The organism is Marinobacter sp. MIT932201 (assembly GCF_047123295.1).
GTDB lineage: Bacteria > Pseudomonadota > Gammaproteobacteria > Pseudomonadales > Oleiphilaceae > Marinobacter > Marinobacter salsuginis.
Window position 1 is genome coordinate 2,031,262 of the sequence record NZ_CP138917.1, and the last position, 14,188, is coordinate 2,045,449.

A 14,188-nucleotide genomic window follows, 5' to 3' on the forward strand; every position below is an offset into this window, starting at 1 on the left:
CCATCAAAACGTCCGGCGCGGGATAACTAACGGTACTCTGCTCCTTTTCATCCGGAGAGGGCCAGATGCCAGCGATGAGGTTATCCATGCGTAAAATCAAAGAAGTCCTTCGCCTCAAGTGGGAGCGAGGGCTGAGTAACCGGCAGGTTGCCGCAGCCTGCGGCATCAGTCGCCCCACTGTGAGCGAGTATCTGCGGCGTGCTGCTGAGGCGGAGCTTGGCTGGCCGCTGCCAGAGGATCTGAGTGAAGCCCAGCTGGAGCAACGGCTGTTCCCGCCACCACCGGATCTGCCGGCACAGGCCCGAGGCATTCCGGATTGGAAGCGAATCCACGATGAACTCCGGGGCAAGAACGTCACCCTGTTCCTGCTCTGGCAGGAGTACCGGGAAGCCAATCCGGATGGCTACCAGTACAGCTGGTTCTGCGAGCACTACCGGGCCTGGCAGGGCAAGCTGGATCTGGTGATGCGTCAGGACCACCGAGCCGGTGAAAAGCTGTTCGTGGACTATGCTGGGCACACGGTGCCCGTCATTGATCGCACCACCGGTGAGATCCATGAGGCGCAAGTCTTTGTGGCGGTGATGGGTGCGTCCAATTACACCTACGCCGAGGCCACCTGGAGCCAGACCCTGCCGGACTGGATCGGCTCTCACATCCGAGCCTTCGAGTTCCTGGGCGGCGTGCCGGAACTGGTGGTTCCGGATAACCTCCGTTCCGGCGTCAGCAAGGCCCATCGCTACGAGCCGGATCTCAATCCGACCTATCAGGATATGGCTAGCCATTATGGCGTGGCCGTTGTCCCCACACGGGTTCGCAAGCCCCGTGACAAGGCCAAGGTGGAAGGTGGCGTATTGATCGTTGAGCGCTGGATCCTGGCGGCCCTGCGCCATCGTCAGCACTTCTCCCTGGGGCAGCTCAACGCCACCATCCGTGAGCTGTTGGAGAAGCTCAATAGCCGCCCCTTCCGCAAGTTGCCCGGGTGCCGGCTTGATCACTTCAAACAGCTGGACCAGCCGGTTCTACAACCGCTACCCGCCGAGCCGTATGTCTACGCCGAGTGGAAAAAAGCCCGGGTACACATCGACTACCACGTGGCCATCGATGGGCACTACTACTCGGTGCCCTACACCCTGATCAAGAAAGAGGTGGAGGTCCGGATCACCCACAACACCATCGAATGCTTCCACCGGGGCAACCGGATCGCCAGCCACCGGCGTTCGGATCAGAAGGGTCGGCATAGCACCATCGCCGCTCACATGCCGGAGTCCCATCGCCAAGCCGGCGAGTGGACCCCAGAGCGACTGACCGCCTGGGCAGCCAAGACTGGACCGGCAACTGAAAAGCTTATCCGTACCGCGCTGGGGGCAAGAAAGCATCCGCAACAGGCCTATCGGTCCTGTCTGGGCATTCTCCGGCTGGGCCAGAGCTACGGCGAGGCACGATTAGAACGTGCCTGCCAACGCGCCCTGATGCTGGGCAGTTGCCGATACAAGAGCATCGAATCCATCCTCAAGCACCGCCTGGATGAGCAGCCCCTGGAAGAGCAACAAGAACTGGCCTTACCCGACACACACGACAACATCCGTGGCCCCGCCTACTACCACTGAAGGAACCTGACATGCTGAAACATCCCACGCTGGATAAGCTCCACGCCCTCAAACTGACCGGCATGGCCGCCGCCCTGGCGGATCAATCGGCCACCCCCGACATTACCGACCTGAGCTTCGAGGAGCGCCTTGGCCTGCTGGTCGACCGGGAAATGACGGAACGGGACAACCGACGCATGAGCAGCCGCCTGCGCCGGGCCAAGCTGCGACACGCCGCCATCCTCGAAGACATTGATTACCGGAACTCACGGGGCCTGGATAAAGGGCTTGTCCAGAGTCTGGCCAGCTGCCAGTGGGTGAAGGAACACCTGAACGTGCTCATCACCGGCCCGACTGGCGTCGGGAAAACCTGGTTGGCCTGTGCTCTGGCACACAAGGCCTGCCGGGAGGGTTACACCGCCCAGTACGTCCGCCTGACCCGGCTGCTACGAGAGCTGACCATCGCCAAGGGCGATGGCCAATACTCAAAGCTCCTGACCAGCCTGGCCAAGGTCGACGTGCTGATCCTGGATGACTGGGGGCTGATGAAGCTGAGCGCGGAGAACCGGCGGGACTTGCTGGAGGTGCTGGAAGACCGACATGGCCGGCGCTCCACCATCGCCACTAGCCAATTACCCATCGAGGAATGGCACGGCATCATCGGTGACGCCACTCTGGCAGATGCCATCCTGGACCGGCTCGTACACAACGCCTACAAGATCAATCTGCGGGGCGAATCCATGCGAAAACAGCAGGCAAAGTTGACGGGCACTGAGACTTCGGAGTAAGAAGAGAAACCCCGCGTCGCTACGCTCCGATGGGTGGCAGCCTTGCTCCGGTCCGGGTGGCAGGCTTCACGTGGAATGGGTGGCAACCTTCAGCGGTTTACGCAGTTTACCTGTAGAGCAGAAATTTCGGCACCGTACTGGCCCGCGAACAATTTGGGGAACTGTTCTGTTGTGATCTCAAGATCACCGCCACGCAGTACCTTCAGAGTCTCGGTGAAGTCGCGCCAGCTGTCGTGACCCCAGGAGTAGTTCTGGTTGATGCCTGCTACAGATTCCAGGTCGGGAATGTTTTCATGAACGTAGCGGGCCGCCGCGATGTTGTCCATGCTGGCGGTAGAGTGTGTGCGGAAAACATACTCGTAGTCAGCTTCCTCGAAGACCCGAGGAGTGCCGCAGTCGAACAATACGGTGAGCATCTTGAGTTCTTCAGCGACTGCCGGGATGGCCAGACAGTCACCGGAGGAAATATAGCCTACAACCGCATCGACGCCATCGCGCTCAACGAGGTTTCGAAATTCGGAGGTTTGTTTTGTTGCTCCACCAGCTTCGTCAACGTAGACAGGCGTGATCATTCGACCGTCAATTCCCTTGCCTTCGATAGGGGCGGGGAGTGTGCCGTCGTTGATAGCATCGATTACCAGGTCAGCAGCGTTCTTTGCGGGAATTCCGAAAGGCCCGGAAGCTGCGCCTGAAAGAAAGGTTACAAGGCCAAGTTTGTACTCTTCATTGGCGTAAACGTTGAGGCTCATGGCACCTGTCGTCATGGCACAGGCGACCGTCGCTGCGGTAAGCAGGGGACGTTTCATATCAGATCTCCAGACTGTTGTTCTTGTGTCGTTTGGTTGGACCACCAGTATGGCTTTTTCCGGTGTCCTGCCCGACGTTTTCAAGCCGGCCTGTAACTGATTGCACGCCCTATGCCAGAAATTCTATCTTCTTAACTATATGTTTTTATGGGAAATAGAAAACGACGTCAGATTTTCTGAAGTCGATGAGCGGAATTCGCTCATGGTGGGTGAGCGAAAATGAGCGGATTCCGCTCATTGTGTTATCGAGTGAACTTGCTCGTAATCAGACGGGTAATAGATTCGCCAATTACCCAGCATTACCTTTGCGGGAGGAAAGCGAGGGTCCTCCACCGTCTCACCAATCGCCATTACTTGGCGAATTTGATGGGTAACCGGATCCATCGACGATTGGAAACCTGGCGGATCCTCTGGAGTAGTCAGGCTCAATTGTTCAAAAGCTATCTCGATGCTTTCAAGGTTTTTGTAGTCACCGCCTGCCTGGCGGGCCGCTTCGGCGATTGCGAGTATTCCGGTAAATGCACCTTGTGCTCCGGAGGAGGGGTAGTAGCCGGCCTGCCGCTGAAATTCCTGAACAAACCACCGGTTAAAATCTGTTTCTGGCCAGTTGTTGTGATGCCGGGATGCAAGTAACAATCCCAGAGGCATGCGATTGCCCAGGTGAGCAAAGATTTCGTAATCGCCACCTTTTTCAAAGTTGGCGAAGCGAGAAACATCGAACAGCCTGGTGTCAGTCGCCTGCGTGACAAAAGCGACGAAATCACCTCCCCACAAGCTATTCACGACCAAATCCGGTTTTTGTCGGATCAGCTCATTGATGTAGTGACTGTAGTCTGGCTCGCTTAACCGGGGCCAGAGCGCACCGGCAATCTCGTAATCTACGCCCAGTTTATTCAAAGCTTCTCGAAAATCGGCCCATACCTGATAACCGTACTCGTAGTCCGGACCCAGGTAGGAGATTCGAAGCGGTTTTTTCTTCAAGTGGTCAGCAAAGTAGTCTCTGATAAACAGCGCTCCGGCTGTCATCGATTGGCGGGTGTCGTTCGTCACGCGGAAATAGCGATCGTGGAAAAATTCATCGGTGAGTCTGGACGAAGCGTGGTCTGTACCAACAAAAAACGCATCTGCGGAAGCGGCAATTTCGGTCACCTGAATCGCAACTGACGAATTAACAACGCCACACAGGAATGTCGCCCGCTCTTCTTCAATGAAACGTTTGGCAATCGTAACGGCGGTTGATCGTTTGGACTTGGTATCCCCGAGCAAAACCCTGAGACGAGGTAGTGCCGGCAGCTCCTGCTGTTCAATGTATTGAAGCGCAAGCCGTATACCTACCACTGAGTCCCGACCCAGGACCCCAGCTCGCCCGGACATGGGGTAAAGGCAACCAACAACAATATCCGCTGTGTCCTCGCTTGCCCCCAGAGACTCCAGCGCCTTGGCTGGCATTGCAATTGTGACAAGAACCAACTGACAGATTGCAACCAGGATGCCGATAAATCGGTTGCGGGAAATCGGGATCACAGTTCGTCTCCGGTGAGCCCCAGTTTCTGCATCCTTCTTTTCAAGGCATGTCTGGATATTCCGAGGGAATTTGCAGCTTCGCCTTTGCGGCCGTTGGATTGCGCCAATGCGTCCAGAATGCACTGGGCCTCCCGTTTTGCGATTTCACTGGTCAAGGATCCATGGCTTTCGTTGCTGGCAGAATCCTTTCCGGTCATCAGAGGGGGCATTTGAGCAGATGAGCCGATGATTTCGGGCGGCAGTCGATCAACGCTAATGCTCTCGCCAGCATGCAATATGGTGAGTCGTTCAATGGTGTTGCGGAGTTCCCGGATATTTCCCGGCCAATCATAATTACAGAGTCTGGTGAGGGTTTCGGATGTAAGCCTGATCGGCTTGCAGCCCTCTTGCGCTGCCAGCTCAGTAACGAAGTTCGATGTCAAAACGGGGATATCCTCCTTGCGCTCAGCCAGGGACGGGATCGTCAGTGGCATAACGTTCAGACGGTAGAACAGGTCCTCACGAAATGTTCCCGCTTGGGCTTCTGTCTGCAGATCTCTGTTACTGGCCGCTATGACACGCAGATCCGCGTCAATCTCTTTTTGACCGCCCACTGCGCGAAAACGGTGAGTCTCCAGGAAGGTTAATAATTTTGCCTGCAGGGTTAGCGGCAGCTCACCAATTTCATCCAGGAAAAGAGTGCCACCGTTGGCTAACTCAACCAAGCCTGTCCGGCGTTTGTCGGCACCGGTATAGGCTCCTTTTTCTGCGCCAAACAGTTCAGCTTCCAGCAGGTTTTCAGGCAGCGAAGCGCAATTTACGGATACGAACGGCGCGGCTTTGTCTTTTGTGGCGTGCAACGCTTTCGCAATGAGGGTTTTCCCGCTGCCCGATGGTCCCTGGAGAAGTATGGTGCGCGCAGAGCTCTTACCGATTCGCTCGACTTGATCGAGCAGCTTTTGCATGGCTAAGGAGTGGCCAACAAGGCCATGAACTTCAGATTCCCGCTCTCTCCGATATGCCACTTCCTCTGTAAGTTGGCGATGTTTGTGATTGCGCTGAATTAAAAGAATCAGTTCGTCCAGGTCAAACGGTTTGGTGATGTAATCCTGTGCGCCTTTTTTGACCGCCTCGACAGCAGCGCGAGTATCGCCATGGGCCGAAATCATGATCGTGACGGGCGGGGCAGGAAGTGCCTGGACCTGGTCGAGAACCTCAAAACCGGATTGGTCAGGCAATTTAAGATCGAGCAAGACCACGTCTGGTGTTTGTTTTTCAATCTCGGCGAGACCGCTTTTTCCGTCGTAAGCGGCGAAAACCGTCATTTCTTCTTCTTCGAGTGAAAACATCAGACTACTGACAAGATTTTTCTCGTCATCGATGATGAGGACGGTTGGCTTTCGCATTAAACTGTTTCCTGGTTCTCGTTGTTCAGATAAAGCGGCAGTTTCAGAGTGACTTTCAGACCTTCGCCGGAAACGCTCTGGAAACGAAGGTTTCCTTGATTGGCCTGCGCGAGCTGTCTGCAAATGGCCAGGCCTAGGCCAGTGCCGTTGGTTTTCGTTGTGAAAAACGGCTCTGTCAGGTGGCTCAGGTGGTCTGCGCTTACACCAGGGCCGTTATCGCTGACAGAAACATAAACTGCCAAGCCCTGCTGTTTGGTTCTTATGGTAACTCGGCCCCCAATACCTTCCATCGCCTGAATTGCGTTCATCACCAGATTCATCACTATCTGGCGGACCTGTGCCGAATCGGCCCACGCGTAAACAGGCTCGTGCTCGACTTGTACCAACTCGATCCCATGACGATGCGCAACGGCATCGGCAAGAATTTTAACTGTTTCAACAACGTCGATAATATTGACCTTGTTCGCCTTGGCTTCTCTGGGGCGAGCGTAATCCAGGAGCAGTTGAACAACGTCATTTACTCGGTCGATTTCATGGTCAACTGACTCCATTAATTTTTGGCGTTTGGGATCCGACTCCTTCCGTGACAGGGCCTGAATGGTTGTTTTGATGGTAGCGAGAGGGTTTCTGATCTCGTGCGCGACACCGGCGGAGAATTGCCCCAATATGGCACGTCGCTCAACGTCAACCATGCTTTTCACCAGTCGACGAAGACGAAGCCGCATACGCTCGAGAGCGAAAGCCAGATAACCTATTTCCGCCGTACCCTCCGTGTGTAGCGGAGTATCGAAATCTCCTCCAGCGACGCGGTCAGCTCCCTCAATCAGCGGCGTAACCTGCTTTTCCAATCTTCTGGAGAGGTGACGGGACAACAGGATAACGGCCAGAGCTGCTCCAGAAGCCAGAAAGATTAACCCGAATCTCGCGGATTCCAGGGGCCCTAACAACGGGTCGCCCAGCCATTGAAGGCGTATGTGCCAGCCTTCGATAAAATCGTTTGAATCGATGTCTTTAGCGGAAGAGGAGGAGTCTCCGGGTATGTTGCCTACGGCAGTTATCGGCACGTCTTGGGGGGTTACGACAAGAGGGTTCTGCAAGCCAGTGAGGCTGAGGTCCTTTACCTGATCGGTGAGGCTTGCAAGACGGACAACCAGACCTACCCAAGCTTCCGGGGTTGGATTAAGCCCCGTCGGACTGAGTCTGAGAATAAACCAGCCGGGCCGATTCTCAGTTGGCAGGGCGGGGCCGATGATTTCTCCGTTGGCAAACGGAGTGAGAGGTAGCTGATCTAATGCCACTTGATCCAGCAACGTTTGTGTCAGGTACCACAAAGGAACCTCAAATCTGGAGGGTTTTACGACTACCCCGTACAGATGAGGACTATCGAGAGCCTGGCGAAGCTGTGTCATTACCTCCGCACTTGGCTCTTCATTGGGGCTGGCAGTGGTTAACCACTCGAAAACCTCAGGTATGTCGGCAAGAGCCTCTAGCTCATAGATTCGCTCTTGAAGAAAAGTTCTCAAAAGGTTCTCGGCACCAGCAAGTCGTGCGTTTGTCCGACTTTCAGTCACCTTTTCAAGTGCTTTCACATACTGGGTGTCATACATGAACGCCAGTACGATAAGTGGCACGAGGGCAATTAACAGTGCGCTGAACAGATATCGTCTTGCCAGGCCATTCCGACGGAGCACCCTCAAGCGAGGCGGAGTCGAGGCGTCATATTTTATTATGCTTTTCATGGAGCGATCATATCGGTAGTTGAGCGGTCTTGGAATCGACTTGCTACTTCCTCCAAACCAACAACCGATTATTAGCTGGCATCCCGAAGTCCTCCTCGAGCACAAAGCCGGTTTCCTCAGCCAGCGCCTTCAGATCCTCCATATCCCGTATCCCCATATGCGGCGCCTGCGTTCTTAGCGACAGATCAAACCGCGCATTGCTCTCACTGGTGTGCCGGCCGCCATAGCTGAACGGCCCATACAGACAGAAGATTCCCCCTTGCGGCAACACCTCCGAGACACCGCGAAACATTGCCTGAACCTCCTGCCAGCCCATGATATGGGCGGTGTTGGCAGAAAAAACGCCATCGATGGCGGGCAGATCGGCCCAGCTTCCACCGAGCACGTCCAGGGCCAGGGGCGTGTTGATATTGGTGAGCTCCGAGTCATCGATCCATGCCCGAGAGAGCTGGGCATTGTTGGGATGATCAGTGGGTTGCCACACCAGGTGCGGCAAGTGGCTGGCAAAGTGCACAGCGTGCTGGCCGGTGCCTGTGCCAATCTCCAGGATGGTGCCTGGCTGTTTGAAAAGTGCCCTCAGTTTTTCCAGAATCGGCGCTTTATTGTTCTCGCAGGCTTGGGAAAACGGCTTGTCCTGTTGCATGCTCGACCTTTTGAAAAGGAGTAATAGATGACGGTATCGATAATCCGGCTCAGCGGTGATCAGATTAACCCATACATTGATGATCTCGCACGTCTGCGAATCGAAGTATTTCGCAGCTTTCCCTACCTGTACGACGGCAATATGGGCTACGAACGCAAGTATCTGGATACCTACGCCCGCTCGCCAGAGAGCCTGTTCGTTCTGGCAATGGATGGGGAGTCGGTTATTGGTGCCGCAACGGGTATCCCGATGGACCACGAAACAGAAGAGTTCAAAGGCCCGTTTATAGAGCAGGGTTATGAACCGGAAAAGATCTTTTATTTCGGTGAGTCGGTGCTGCTGCCGGACTACCGGGGGCAGGGCATCGGGGTGGCCTTTTTTGACCGCCGGGAAGGCCATGCCCGGGAGCAGGGCCGTTTCACACACTGCTGTTTCTGCGCCGTCGAGAGGCCGCTGGATCATCCGCTAAGGCCGTCGGATTACCAGCCCCTGGACCAGTTCTGGCACAACCGCGGATACCGGAAAGTACCTGAGCTGGCCACCACCTACACCTGGAAAGATGTGGACCAACCGGAAGAAACCGCCAAGCCAATGACCTTCTGGCTGAGGCGAATCGATTAACGCACGCTGAAATTGCTGAATTCTCCGGTCGGGGACTCCTGGGCAATATCGACCGCGTCCACCCGGGCATCCGGTGGCCCTTCCGCGCACCAGGCTTTCAGTTGATCCAGCCGGTCTTCAGGCCCTTCGGCGATAATCTCGACCCGTCCATCGTGCAGATTGCGGGCGAAACCCGTAAGGCCAAGGGAGGAGGCCTTCTGTTCCGTGGAAGCGCGGTAATAAACGCCCTGTACCCGGCCGGATATCAGAAGTTGCCAGCGTTTGGTGTCCATGGTTTGCCCCCGCTCGTTGTGTCGTGTCAGTCTTCATTTCAATCTACCGGTTCGGGCATCACAACTTCAAGGAGCGCGAAAGTCGATGGCCAATACCCACCTGAAACACAATGCCACTGATTATGCTGATGCCCTGATCTGTGAAGCGGAGGGGTTGGAACGCCTCGCCAGCGCACTCGATGAGGCCGGGGTTACGGGCATTGGCGTCCCCCGCGTTCACCGGGTGGATGAAAATGAACTCGAAATCACCGCCATACAGTCGTCAGGTGCCTCGGATCAGACCCGCGCGGTCCTGGGTGAAGGGCTGGCGAGAATGCACGCATTACGTCAGAAGGCCTACGGCTGGGGACGGGACAACTACATTGGGCTCTCGCTGCAACCCAATCGCTGGTGTGACAGTTGGGGTGAATTCTTTGTTCGGGAACGCCTTGGCTACCAGGTCTCCCGTATCCGTGATACGGGCCAGAGGAGCCGTTTCCAGAAGGTTCTGGATGAATACGGAGTCACGTTGATTGATTGGCTGAACGCGCACTGTGAGCACCCGAGCCTGCTCCACGGCGACCTTTGGAATGGCAACGTGCTATATGGCGCTGACGGCCCCTGGCTGATTGATCCGGCTGTTTACTGCGGTGACCGCGAGGCCGATATTGCCATGACCCAAATGTTTGGCGGCTTTGGGGATGCGTTCTACCGGGCCTACGACGCGCACTACCCACGAACGGCGGTGTATAGCACCAAGCGGGATGTCTACAACCTCTACCACTATCTGAACCACTACAACCTGTTCGGCGGCGGATACCTTGGGGGATGTCAGGCGGGGTTTGCTGTTGTCGAGTCTGTCGGGCGCGGTGAGGCCTAGATCAAACCCGCGCTGCGAAGTACAAAGACACCCAGAGTTACGGTAATACTCGCCAGCAGGGTGGTCAGCGCAATGATATTGGCCGCCAACCGGTCATTACCGCCCAACGCCTTAACCATCACGAAACTGGCGGCCGCCGTCGGGCTGGCGAAGAACAGGAACATCAGGCCCAGCTCGGAACCCCGAAAACCAGCCAGCCACGCTGCGGCTGTGCAGAGCGCTGGCAATATCACCATCTTGAACAGGCTGGACCCCAGCGCCGTCTTGCTGTCGCTGCGGATGGCGCTCAGGGAAACCGTGGCGCCAATGCACAGCAGCGCCAGGGGCAGGGTGAGCGAGGCGAAATAGTCGCCGCTGGTCATTACCCAGCGTGGCAGCGTGATATCCAGGGCGGCAAAGGGGATGGCCACAAAGACCGCCAGGATGAGGGGATTGCGGACGATGTCGTGGAAGATCTTTGTCCAGTCCGTTGTCTGACCCGGCTGGTAGGCCACCAGCACGATCACCGAGAGAATGTTGTAGGAAATAATCACCAGGCCAAGCAGGATGCCACCCGCCGATAGGCCAAAGTCGCCGTAAAGATTGGCGGCCAGTGCCAGGCCGACGATGCCGCAGTTGCCCCGAAAGGCCCCCTGTACGTAAACCCCTCGATCTTCCCGAACCACGCGCCACCGGGCCCAGAGCCACGTGATGGCAAAGCTGGCCAGTGTCGCGGCCAGGTAAAACACCAGCAGGCCGGGGTTGAACGCGGTATCCAGGTCGGCCCGAATGATGCTCAGGAACACCAGGGTTGGCAGCGTGGCTTTGAACACCAGTGCGGAGGCGGTATTCACAAACGCATTGTCGATCCAGCCAATCTTCCGAAGCCCCAGGCCGATAAACACCATGGCAAACACGGGCAGTGTGGTTTCCATGGTTTGCAGGAACAGATCGATCAGGGTCATCAAGGGTGGCCGTTGGGTCGAGGGAAGTGAAGAGATTCAGTCGGATTATAAGCGGGTAGAAAGCTAGGATGCTATGGGAATACCACGAAGGTATGGGCCGGAAAGAAAATAGCCAATAAAAAATCAGGGCCCCGGAGGGCCCTGATCGATTTCACCCTTTCAGCTGGTCGCCAACTGGCAACCGCCTGATGCGTTTACCGGTTGCTGCATAGATCGCATTGCAGAGCGCCGGCGCTACCGGGGGCAGGCCGGGTTCACCAACGCCCCCCATGGCCTCACCCGGATTGTCGACCAGATGGACCCTCAGGGTTTTAGGGGCGTCCGGCATGCGCGGTATCAGGTATTTGTCGAAGTTACCCTGCTGCGCCACGCCGTCTTCAAAGGTCACCTCGCTTTGCAGCGCGATGCCGATGCCCATCACGATGGCGCCTTCCAACTGGGAACGAATTCGCTCCGGGTTGGCCTGGGGGCCGCAATCGAAGGCGATGTCTGCCCGGTGAATGGTTAGCTCGCCCTGGTCATCGACTTCCACGTCAAACACGATCGCGGTGTAGGAGACAAAGCTGTGGTGAAACGCCAGGCCAAGCCCTCGGCCTTTACCCATGGACTTGCCCCAACCGGCTTCACTGGTCGCGCGCTCAACGACGTTGCGCATTCGGCCGATATCGATGGGGTAGAGGTCCGGGTCTTCGCCATAGTTCCAGCCATCACCCACCGTCAGGTTGTGGATCTTCCGGTCCGGCCCGAGCAGGTCCAGAACGTAATCCCGATGGTCCTTGCCGGCCGCCACAGCCATTTCATGGGCAAAACTCTGGATCGCCCAGGCATGGGGCAGGTTGTAGACCGAGCGGAACCAGCCAATGCGCACATGGGCGGGTGCAGGCGGGTTTTCCAGCCTCAGGGCAGGCACCGAGAACGGCATGGTGTTAAAGCCCATGCCCAGTTCGAACTCACCCTTGTGCTTCGGATCGGGCGCGAATAGCGAGCCGATACTGGGTGACAGAGTCCGGTGTAGCCAACCTGTGGCCTGGCCATTGTCGTCCAGCCCGGCCTCCAGATAATCGACAGACACAGCATGGAAGTAGGCGTGGTGAATATCGTCTTCCCGCGACCACTGCAGCCTCACCGGCCGGCCTTTGAAAGCCTCGGCAATACTGGCGGCTTCAATGGCAAAATCCGGTTTGGACTTACGACCAAAGCCACCGCCAAGCAGGGTAACGTGAACGGTGACATTCTCTGCATCGAGGCCCAGCCGGCCGGCGACTGTATCGCGGGTTGCCTGCGGATGCTGGACTGGCGCCCAGACTTCGGCCTTGCCGTCCTTGATTTGTACCGTTGCAACCGGAGGCTCCATGGGTGCCTGGGCCATGTGAGGCATGTAGTAGGTGGCGGAGACACGCTTGGTGGCATTTTCCAGAGCTTTATCCAGATCGCCATGCTGGCGGACCACCGTGCCGGGCTGCTGCGCCGCCTTTTCCAGAGATTCTCGATAGGCGGACGAGGTATAACTGGCGTTGTCTCCGGCAGCTTCCAGATCCCAATCGATCTTCAGTGCTTTGCGTCCTTCCATGGCGGCCCAGGTATTGGAGGCCACCACGGCAATCCCACCGAGTGGACTGAAGCCAGCGGGCTGGCCAGTACCCTCAATCTTCATTACCTTCTCTACGCCGGGCACCTTAAGGGCTTCGGTATCATCGAAGCTGGCGACGGTTGCGCCATAAACGGGTGGGCGTGCAATCACGGCATAGAGCAGGTTCTCAAACGGCACATCTGCCCCATAAAGCGCTTTACCGGTCACGATATCTTCGCCGTCGATCGCTTTCGGGTAAGCCGATTTCAGCTCGCCGTTGATCAGACCGGTTTCCTTGCCGACAAATCGAAGCTCTTCATCGCGCTTGAGTACCAGTGCATTGCGCCCGGGAACCTCGAGTTCCCTTGCTTTTGCGGCGAGTTCGCCAAAGCCGAGCTCTTTGCCGGAGGATCTGTGAATTACTTTATGTACGCCGGCCTGAACTTCACTGGTCGAAACGCCCCACTCATTGGCGGCGGCTTGCTCAAGCATTTGCCTGGCGGCTGCTGCGGCACGGCGCATTGGCTGGTACCAATGGCGCATACTGCGCGAACCGTCGGTGTTCTGGTTGCCATATTTACTGTGATCGCCTTCGGCCTGTTCGACTCTCACCTGGTCCCAGTCAGCACCAAGCTCGTCGGCACCGACCATTACCAGACTGGTCCGAATACCCTGACCCATTTCAGACCGGTTGTTCACGATGGTAACGAGGCCATCGGCATCGATATGAATAAATACGTTGGGGTCGTCGACCCAGCCGCCGGGCATTGCACCGGCGCCAAATTGAGCTTTTTCATTGCCACCCAGGGCCACGTCCCATCGGGCTGCGAGCACCAGGGCAGAGCCGCCGGCCAGGCCCATCAGGAACCGTCGACGGCTAACGTTGGCAATCATCAAGTTGTCATCGGTGCTCATGCTTCACCCTCCTTGCCGGAAGCCCGTTCAATTGCAGCAAGGATTCGGTTGTAGGTGCCACAGCGACAGAGGTTGCCTGCCATGGCGTCAACAATCTCGGCGGTTTCGGGATTCGGTGTCTGTTTCAGCAAAGCGGTCGCGTTCATGATCTGGCCTCCCTGGCAGTAACCACACTGGGCGACACCGAGGTCTAGCCAGGCCTGCTGAACCTTGCTGCCAACCGGATCGTCAGCCACGGCTTCAATGGTGGTAATCTCGCCGGTGGCGGCAGAGACCGGGGTCACGCAGGAGCGGATTGCTGTTCCGTTTAGGTGTACCGTGCAGGCGCCGCACTGGGCCATGCCGCATCCAAACTTGGTTCCTTTGAGGCCGACAACATCGCGGATCACCCAGAGTAGGGGCATGTTGTCGGGAACGTCGAGCTCATAGCGCTCACCGTTAATCGTGAGGGTAGCCATATCGTCCTCTCATTTGTGAGTTTTGCGTCTCCTTCACTGTAGCCTTACGAACAAAGAAGGCAAAAAGAGCAAACTGAA

General features: G+C 56.8%; 13 protein-coding genes. 4 read left to right on the forward strand and 9 right to left on the reverse strand.

Features of this window, described 5'->3' with window-relative positions; translation table 11 throughout:
* Window positions 1–65: 65 nt before the first annotated feature.
* Window positions 66–1,607 (forward strand): IS21-like element ISSpu5 family transposase, encoded by a 1,542-nt coding sequence (istA, locus tag SIC15_RS09185; RefSeq protein ID WP_053114397.1) that lies wholly within the window; start codon window positions 66–68, stop codon window positions 1,605–1,607.
* A gap of 11 nt (window positions 1,608–1,618) precedes the next feature.
* Window positions 1,619–2,374 carry an IS21-like element ISSpu5 family helper ATPase IstB gene (istB, locus tag SIC15_RS09190; protein ID WP_008170042.1) on the forward strand — a complete coding sequence of 252 codons (756 nt, stop codon included), beginning with the start codon at window positions 1,619–1,621 and terminating at the stop codon, window positions 2,372–2,374.
* Window positions 2,375–2,463: 89 nt separating this feature from the next.
* On the opposite strand, the gene SIC15_RS09195 is transcribed toward istB, so the two are convergent.
* The 5 genes from SIC15_RS09195 to SIC15_RS09215 form a co-directional block, all read right to left on the reverse strand.
* Entirely contained in the window at window positions 2,464–3,180 is a 717-nt protein-coding gene (locus SIC15_RS09195) for an ABC transporter substrate-binding protein (RefSeq protein ID WP_412537521.1), read from the reverse strand.
* Window positions 3,181–3,414: 234 nt separating this feature from the next.
* A complete protein-coding gene (locus tag SIC15_RS09200; RefSeq protein WP_412537522.1) occupies window positions 3,415–4,704 on the reverse strand; it encodes an ABC transporter substrate-binding protein in 1,290 nt (429 codons plus the stop codon).
* A complete protein-coding gene (locus SIC15_RS09205; RefSeq protein WP_412537523.1) occupies window positions 4,701–6,089 on the reverse strand; it encodes a sigma-54-dependent transcriptional regulator in 1,389 nt (462 codons plus the stop codon). The genes SIC15_RS09200 and SIC15_RS09205 overlap by 4 nt, the downstream gene beginning before the upstream one ends.
* A complete protein-coding gene (locus tag SIC15_RS09210; protein WP_412537524.1) occupies window positions 6,089–7,696 on the reverse strand; it encodes an ATP-binding protein in 1,608 nt (535 codons plus the stop codon). The genes SIC15_RS09205 and SIC15_RS09210 overlap by 1 nt, the downstream gene beginning before the upstream one ends.
* Window positions 7,697–7,871: 175 nt before the next feature.
* Complete coding sequence (locus tag SIC15_RS09215) at window positions 7,872–8,471, reverse strand: DUF938 domain-containing protein (RefSeq protein ID WP_412537525.1); 600 nt, start codon at window positions 8,469–8,471, stop codon at window positions 7,872–7,874.
* A gap of 27 nt (window positions 8,472–8,498) precedes the next feature.
* Here SIC15_RS09215 and SIC15_RS09220 point away from each other — a divergent pair, with 27 nt between their 5' ends.
* Window positions 8,499–9,092, forward strand: a complete 594-nt coding sequence (locus tag SIC15_RS09220; protein WP_412537526.1) for a GNAT family N-acetyltransferase — start codon at window positions 8,499–8,501, stop codon at window positions 9,090–9,092.
* Here SIC15_RS09220 and SIC15_RS09225 read toward each other — a convergent pair.
* Window positions 9,089–9,364 (reverse strand): acylphosphatase, encoded by a 276-nt coding sequence (locus SIC15_RS09225; RefSeq protein WP_209397755.1) that lies wholly within the window; start codon window positions 9,362–9,364, stop codon window positions 9,089–9,091. The genes SIC15_RS09220 and SIC15_RS09225 overlap by 4 nt on opposite strands.
* Window positions 9,365–9,449: 85 nt before the next feature.
* Between SIC15_RS09225 and SIC15_RS09230 the strand changes: the two genes are divergently transcribed.
* The gene (locus SIC15_RS09230) at window positions 9,450–10,223 is read left to right on the forward strand and encodes a fructosamine kinase family protein (RefSeq protein ID WP_412537527.1); all 774 of its coding nucleotides are present in this window, start codon (window positions 9,450–9,452) and stop codon (window positions 10,221–10,223) included.
* On the opposite strand, the gene SIC15_RS09235 is transcribed toward SIC15_RS09230, so the two are convergent.
* From SIC15_RS09235 to SIC15_RS09245, 3 genes are all read right to left on the reverse strand, one after another.
* Window positions 10,220–11,167 (reverse strand): AEC family transporter, encoded by a 948-nt coding sequence (locus tag SIC15_RS09235; RefSeq protein WP_209397751.1) that lies wholly within the window; start codon window positions 11,165–11,167, stop codon window positions 10,220–10,222. The genes SIC15_RS09230 and SIC15_RS09235 overlap by 4 nt on opposite strands.
* Before the next feature lie 151 nt (window positions 11,168–11,318).
* The gene (locus tag SIC15_RS09240; protein ID WP_412537528.1) at window positions 11,319–13,652 is read right to left on the reverse strand and encodes a molybdopterin cofactor-binding domain-containing protein; all 2,334 of its coding nucleotides are present in this window, start codon (window positions 13,650–13,652) and stop codon (window positions 11,319–11,321) included.
* Complete coding sequence (locus SIC15_RS09245) at window positions 13,649–14,110, reverse strand: (2Fe-2S)-binding protein (RefSeq protein ID WP_412537529.1); 462 nt, start codon at window positions 14,108–14,110, stop codon at window positions 13,649–13,651. Before SIC15_RS09245 ends, SIC15_RS09240 begins: the two co-directional genes overlap by 4 nt.
* Between the last annotated feature and the right edge of the window lie 78 nt (window positions 14,111–14,188).

Excerpts from the sequence above, each read along its gene's own strand:
- istA (WP_053114397.1), top strand. The coding sequence starts at position 66 with ATGCCAGCGATGAGGTTATCCATGCGTAAAATCAAAGAAGTCCTTCGC.
- istB (WP_008170042.1), top strand. The coding sequence starts at position 1,619 with ATGCTGAAACATCCCACGCTGGATAAGCTCCACGCCCTCAAACTGACC.
- SIC15_RS09195 (WP_412537521.1), bottom strand. The coding sequence starts at position 3,180 with ATGAAACGTCCCCTGCTTACCGCAGCGACGGTCGCCTGTGCCATGACG.
- SIC15_RS09205 (WP_412537523.1), bottom strand. The coding sequence starts at position 6,089 with ATGCGAAAGCCAACCGTCCTCATCATCGATGACGAGAAAAATCTTGTC.
- SIC15_RS09210 (WP_412537524.1), bottom strand. The coding sequence starts at position 7,696 with ATGTATGACACCCAGTATGTGAAAGCACTTGAAAAGGTGACTGAAAGT.
- SIC15_RS09215 (WP_412537525.1), bottom strand. The coding sequence starts at position 8,471 with ATGCAACAGGACAAGCCGTTTTCCCAAGCCTGCGAGAACAATAAAGCG.
- SIC15_RS09220 (WP_412537526.1), top strand. The coding sequence starts at position 8,499 with ATGACGGTATCGATAATCCGGCTCAGCGGTGATCAGATTAACCCATAC.
- SIC15_RS09225 (WP_209397755.1), bottom strand. The coding sequence starts at position 9,364 with ATGGACACCAAACGCTGGCAACTTCTGATATCCGGCCGGGTACAGGGC.
- SIC15_RS09230 (WP_412537527.1), top strand. The coding sequence starts at position 9,450 with ATGGCCAATACCCACCTGAAACACAATGCCACTGATTATGCTGATGCC.
- SIC15_RS09235 (WP_209397751.1), bottom strand. The coding sequence starts at position 11,167 with ATGACCCTGATCGATCTGTTCCTGCAAACCATGGAAACCACACTGCCC.
- SIC15_RS09240 (WP_412537528.1), bottom strand. The coding sequence starts at position 13,652 with ATGAGCACCGATGACAACTTGATGATTGCCAACGTTAGCCGTCGACGG.
- SIC15_RS09245 (WP_412537529.1), bottom strand. The coding sequence starts at position 14,110 with ATGGCTACCCTCACGATTAACGGTGAGCGCTATGAGCTCGACGTTCCC.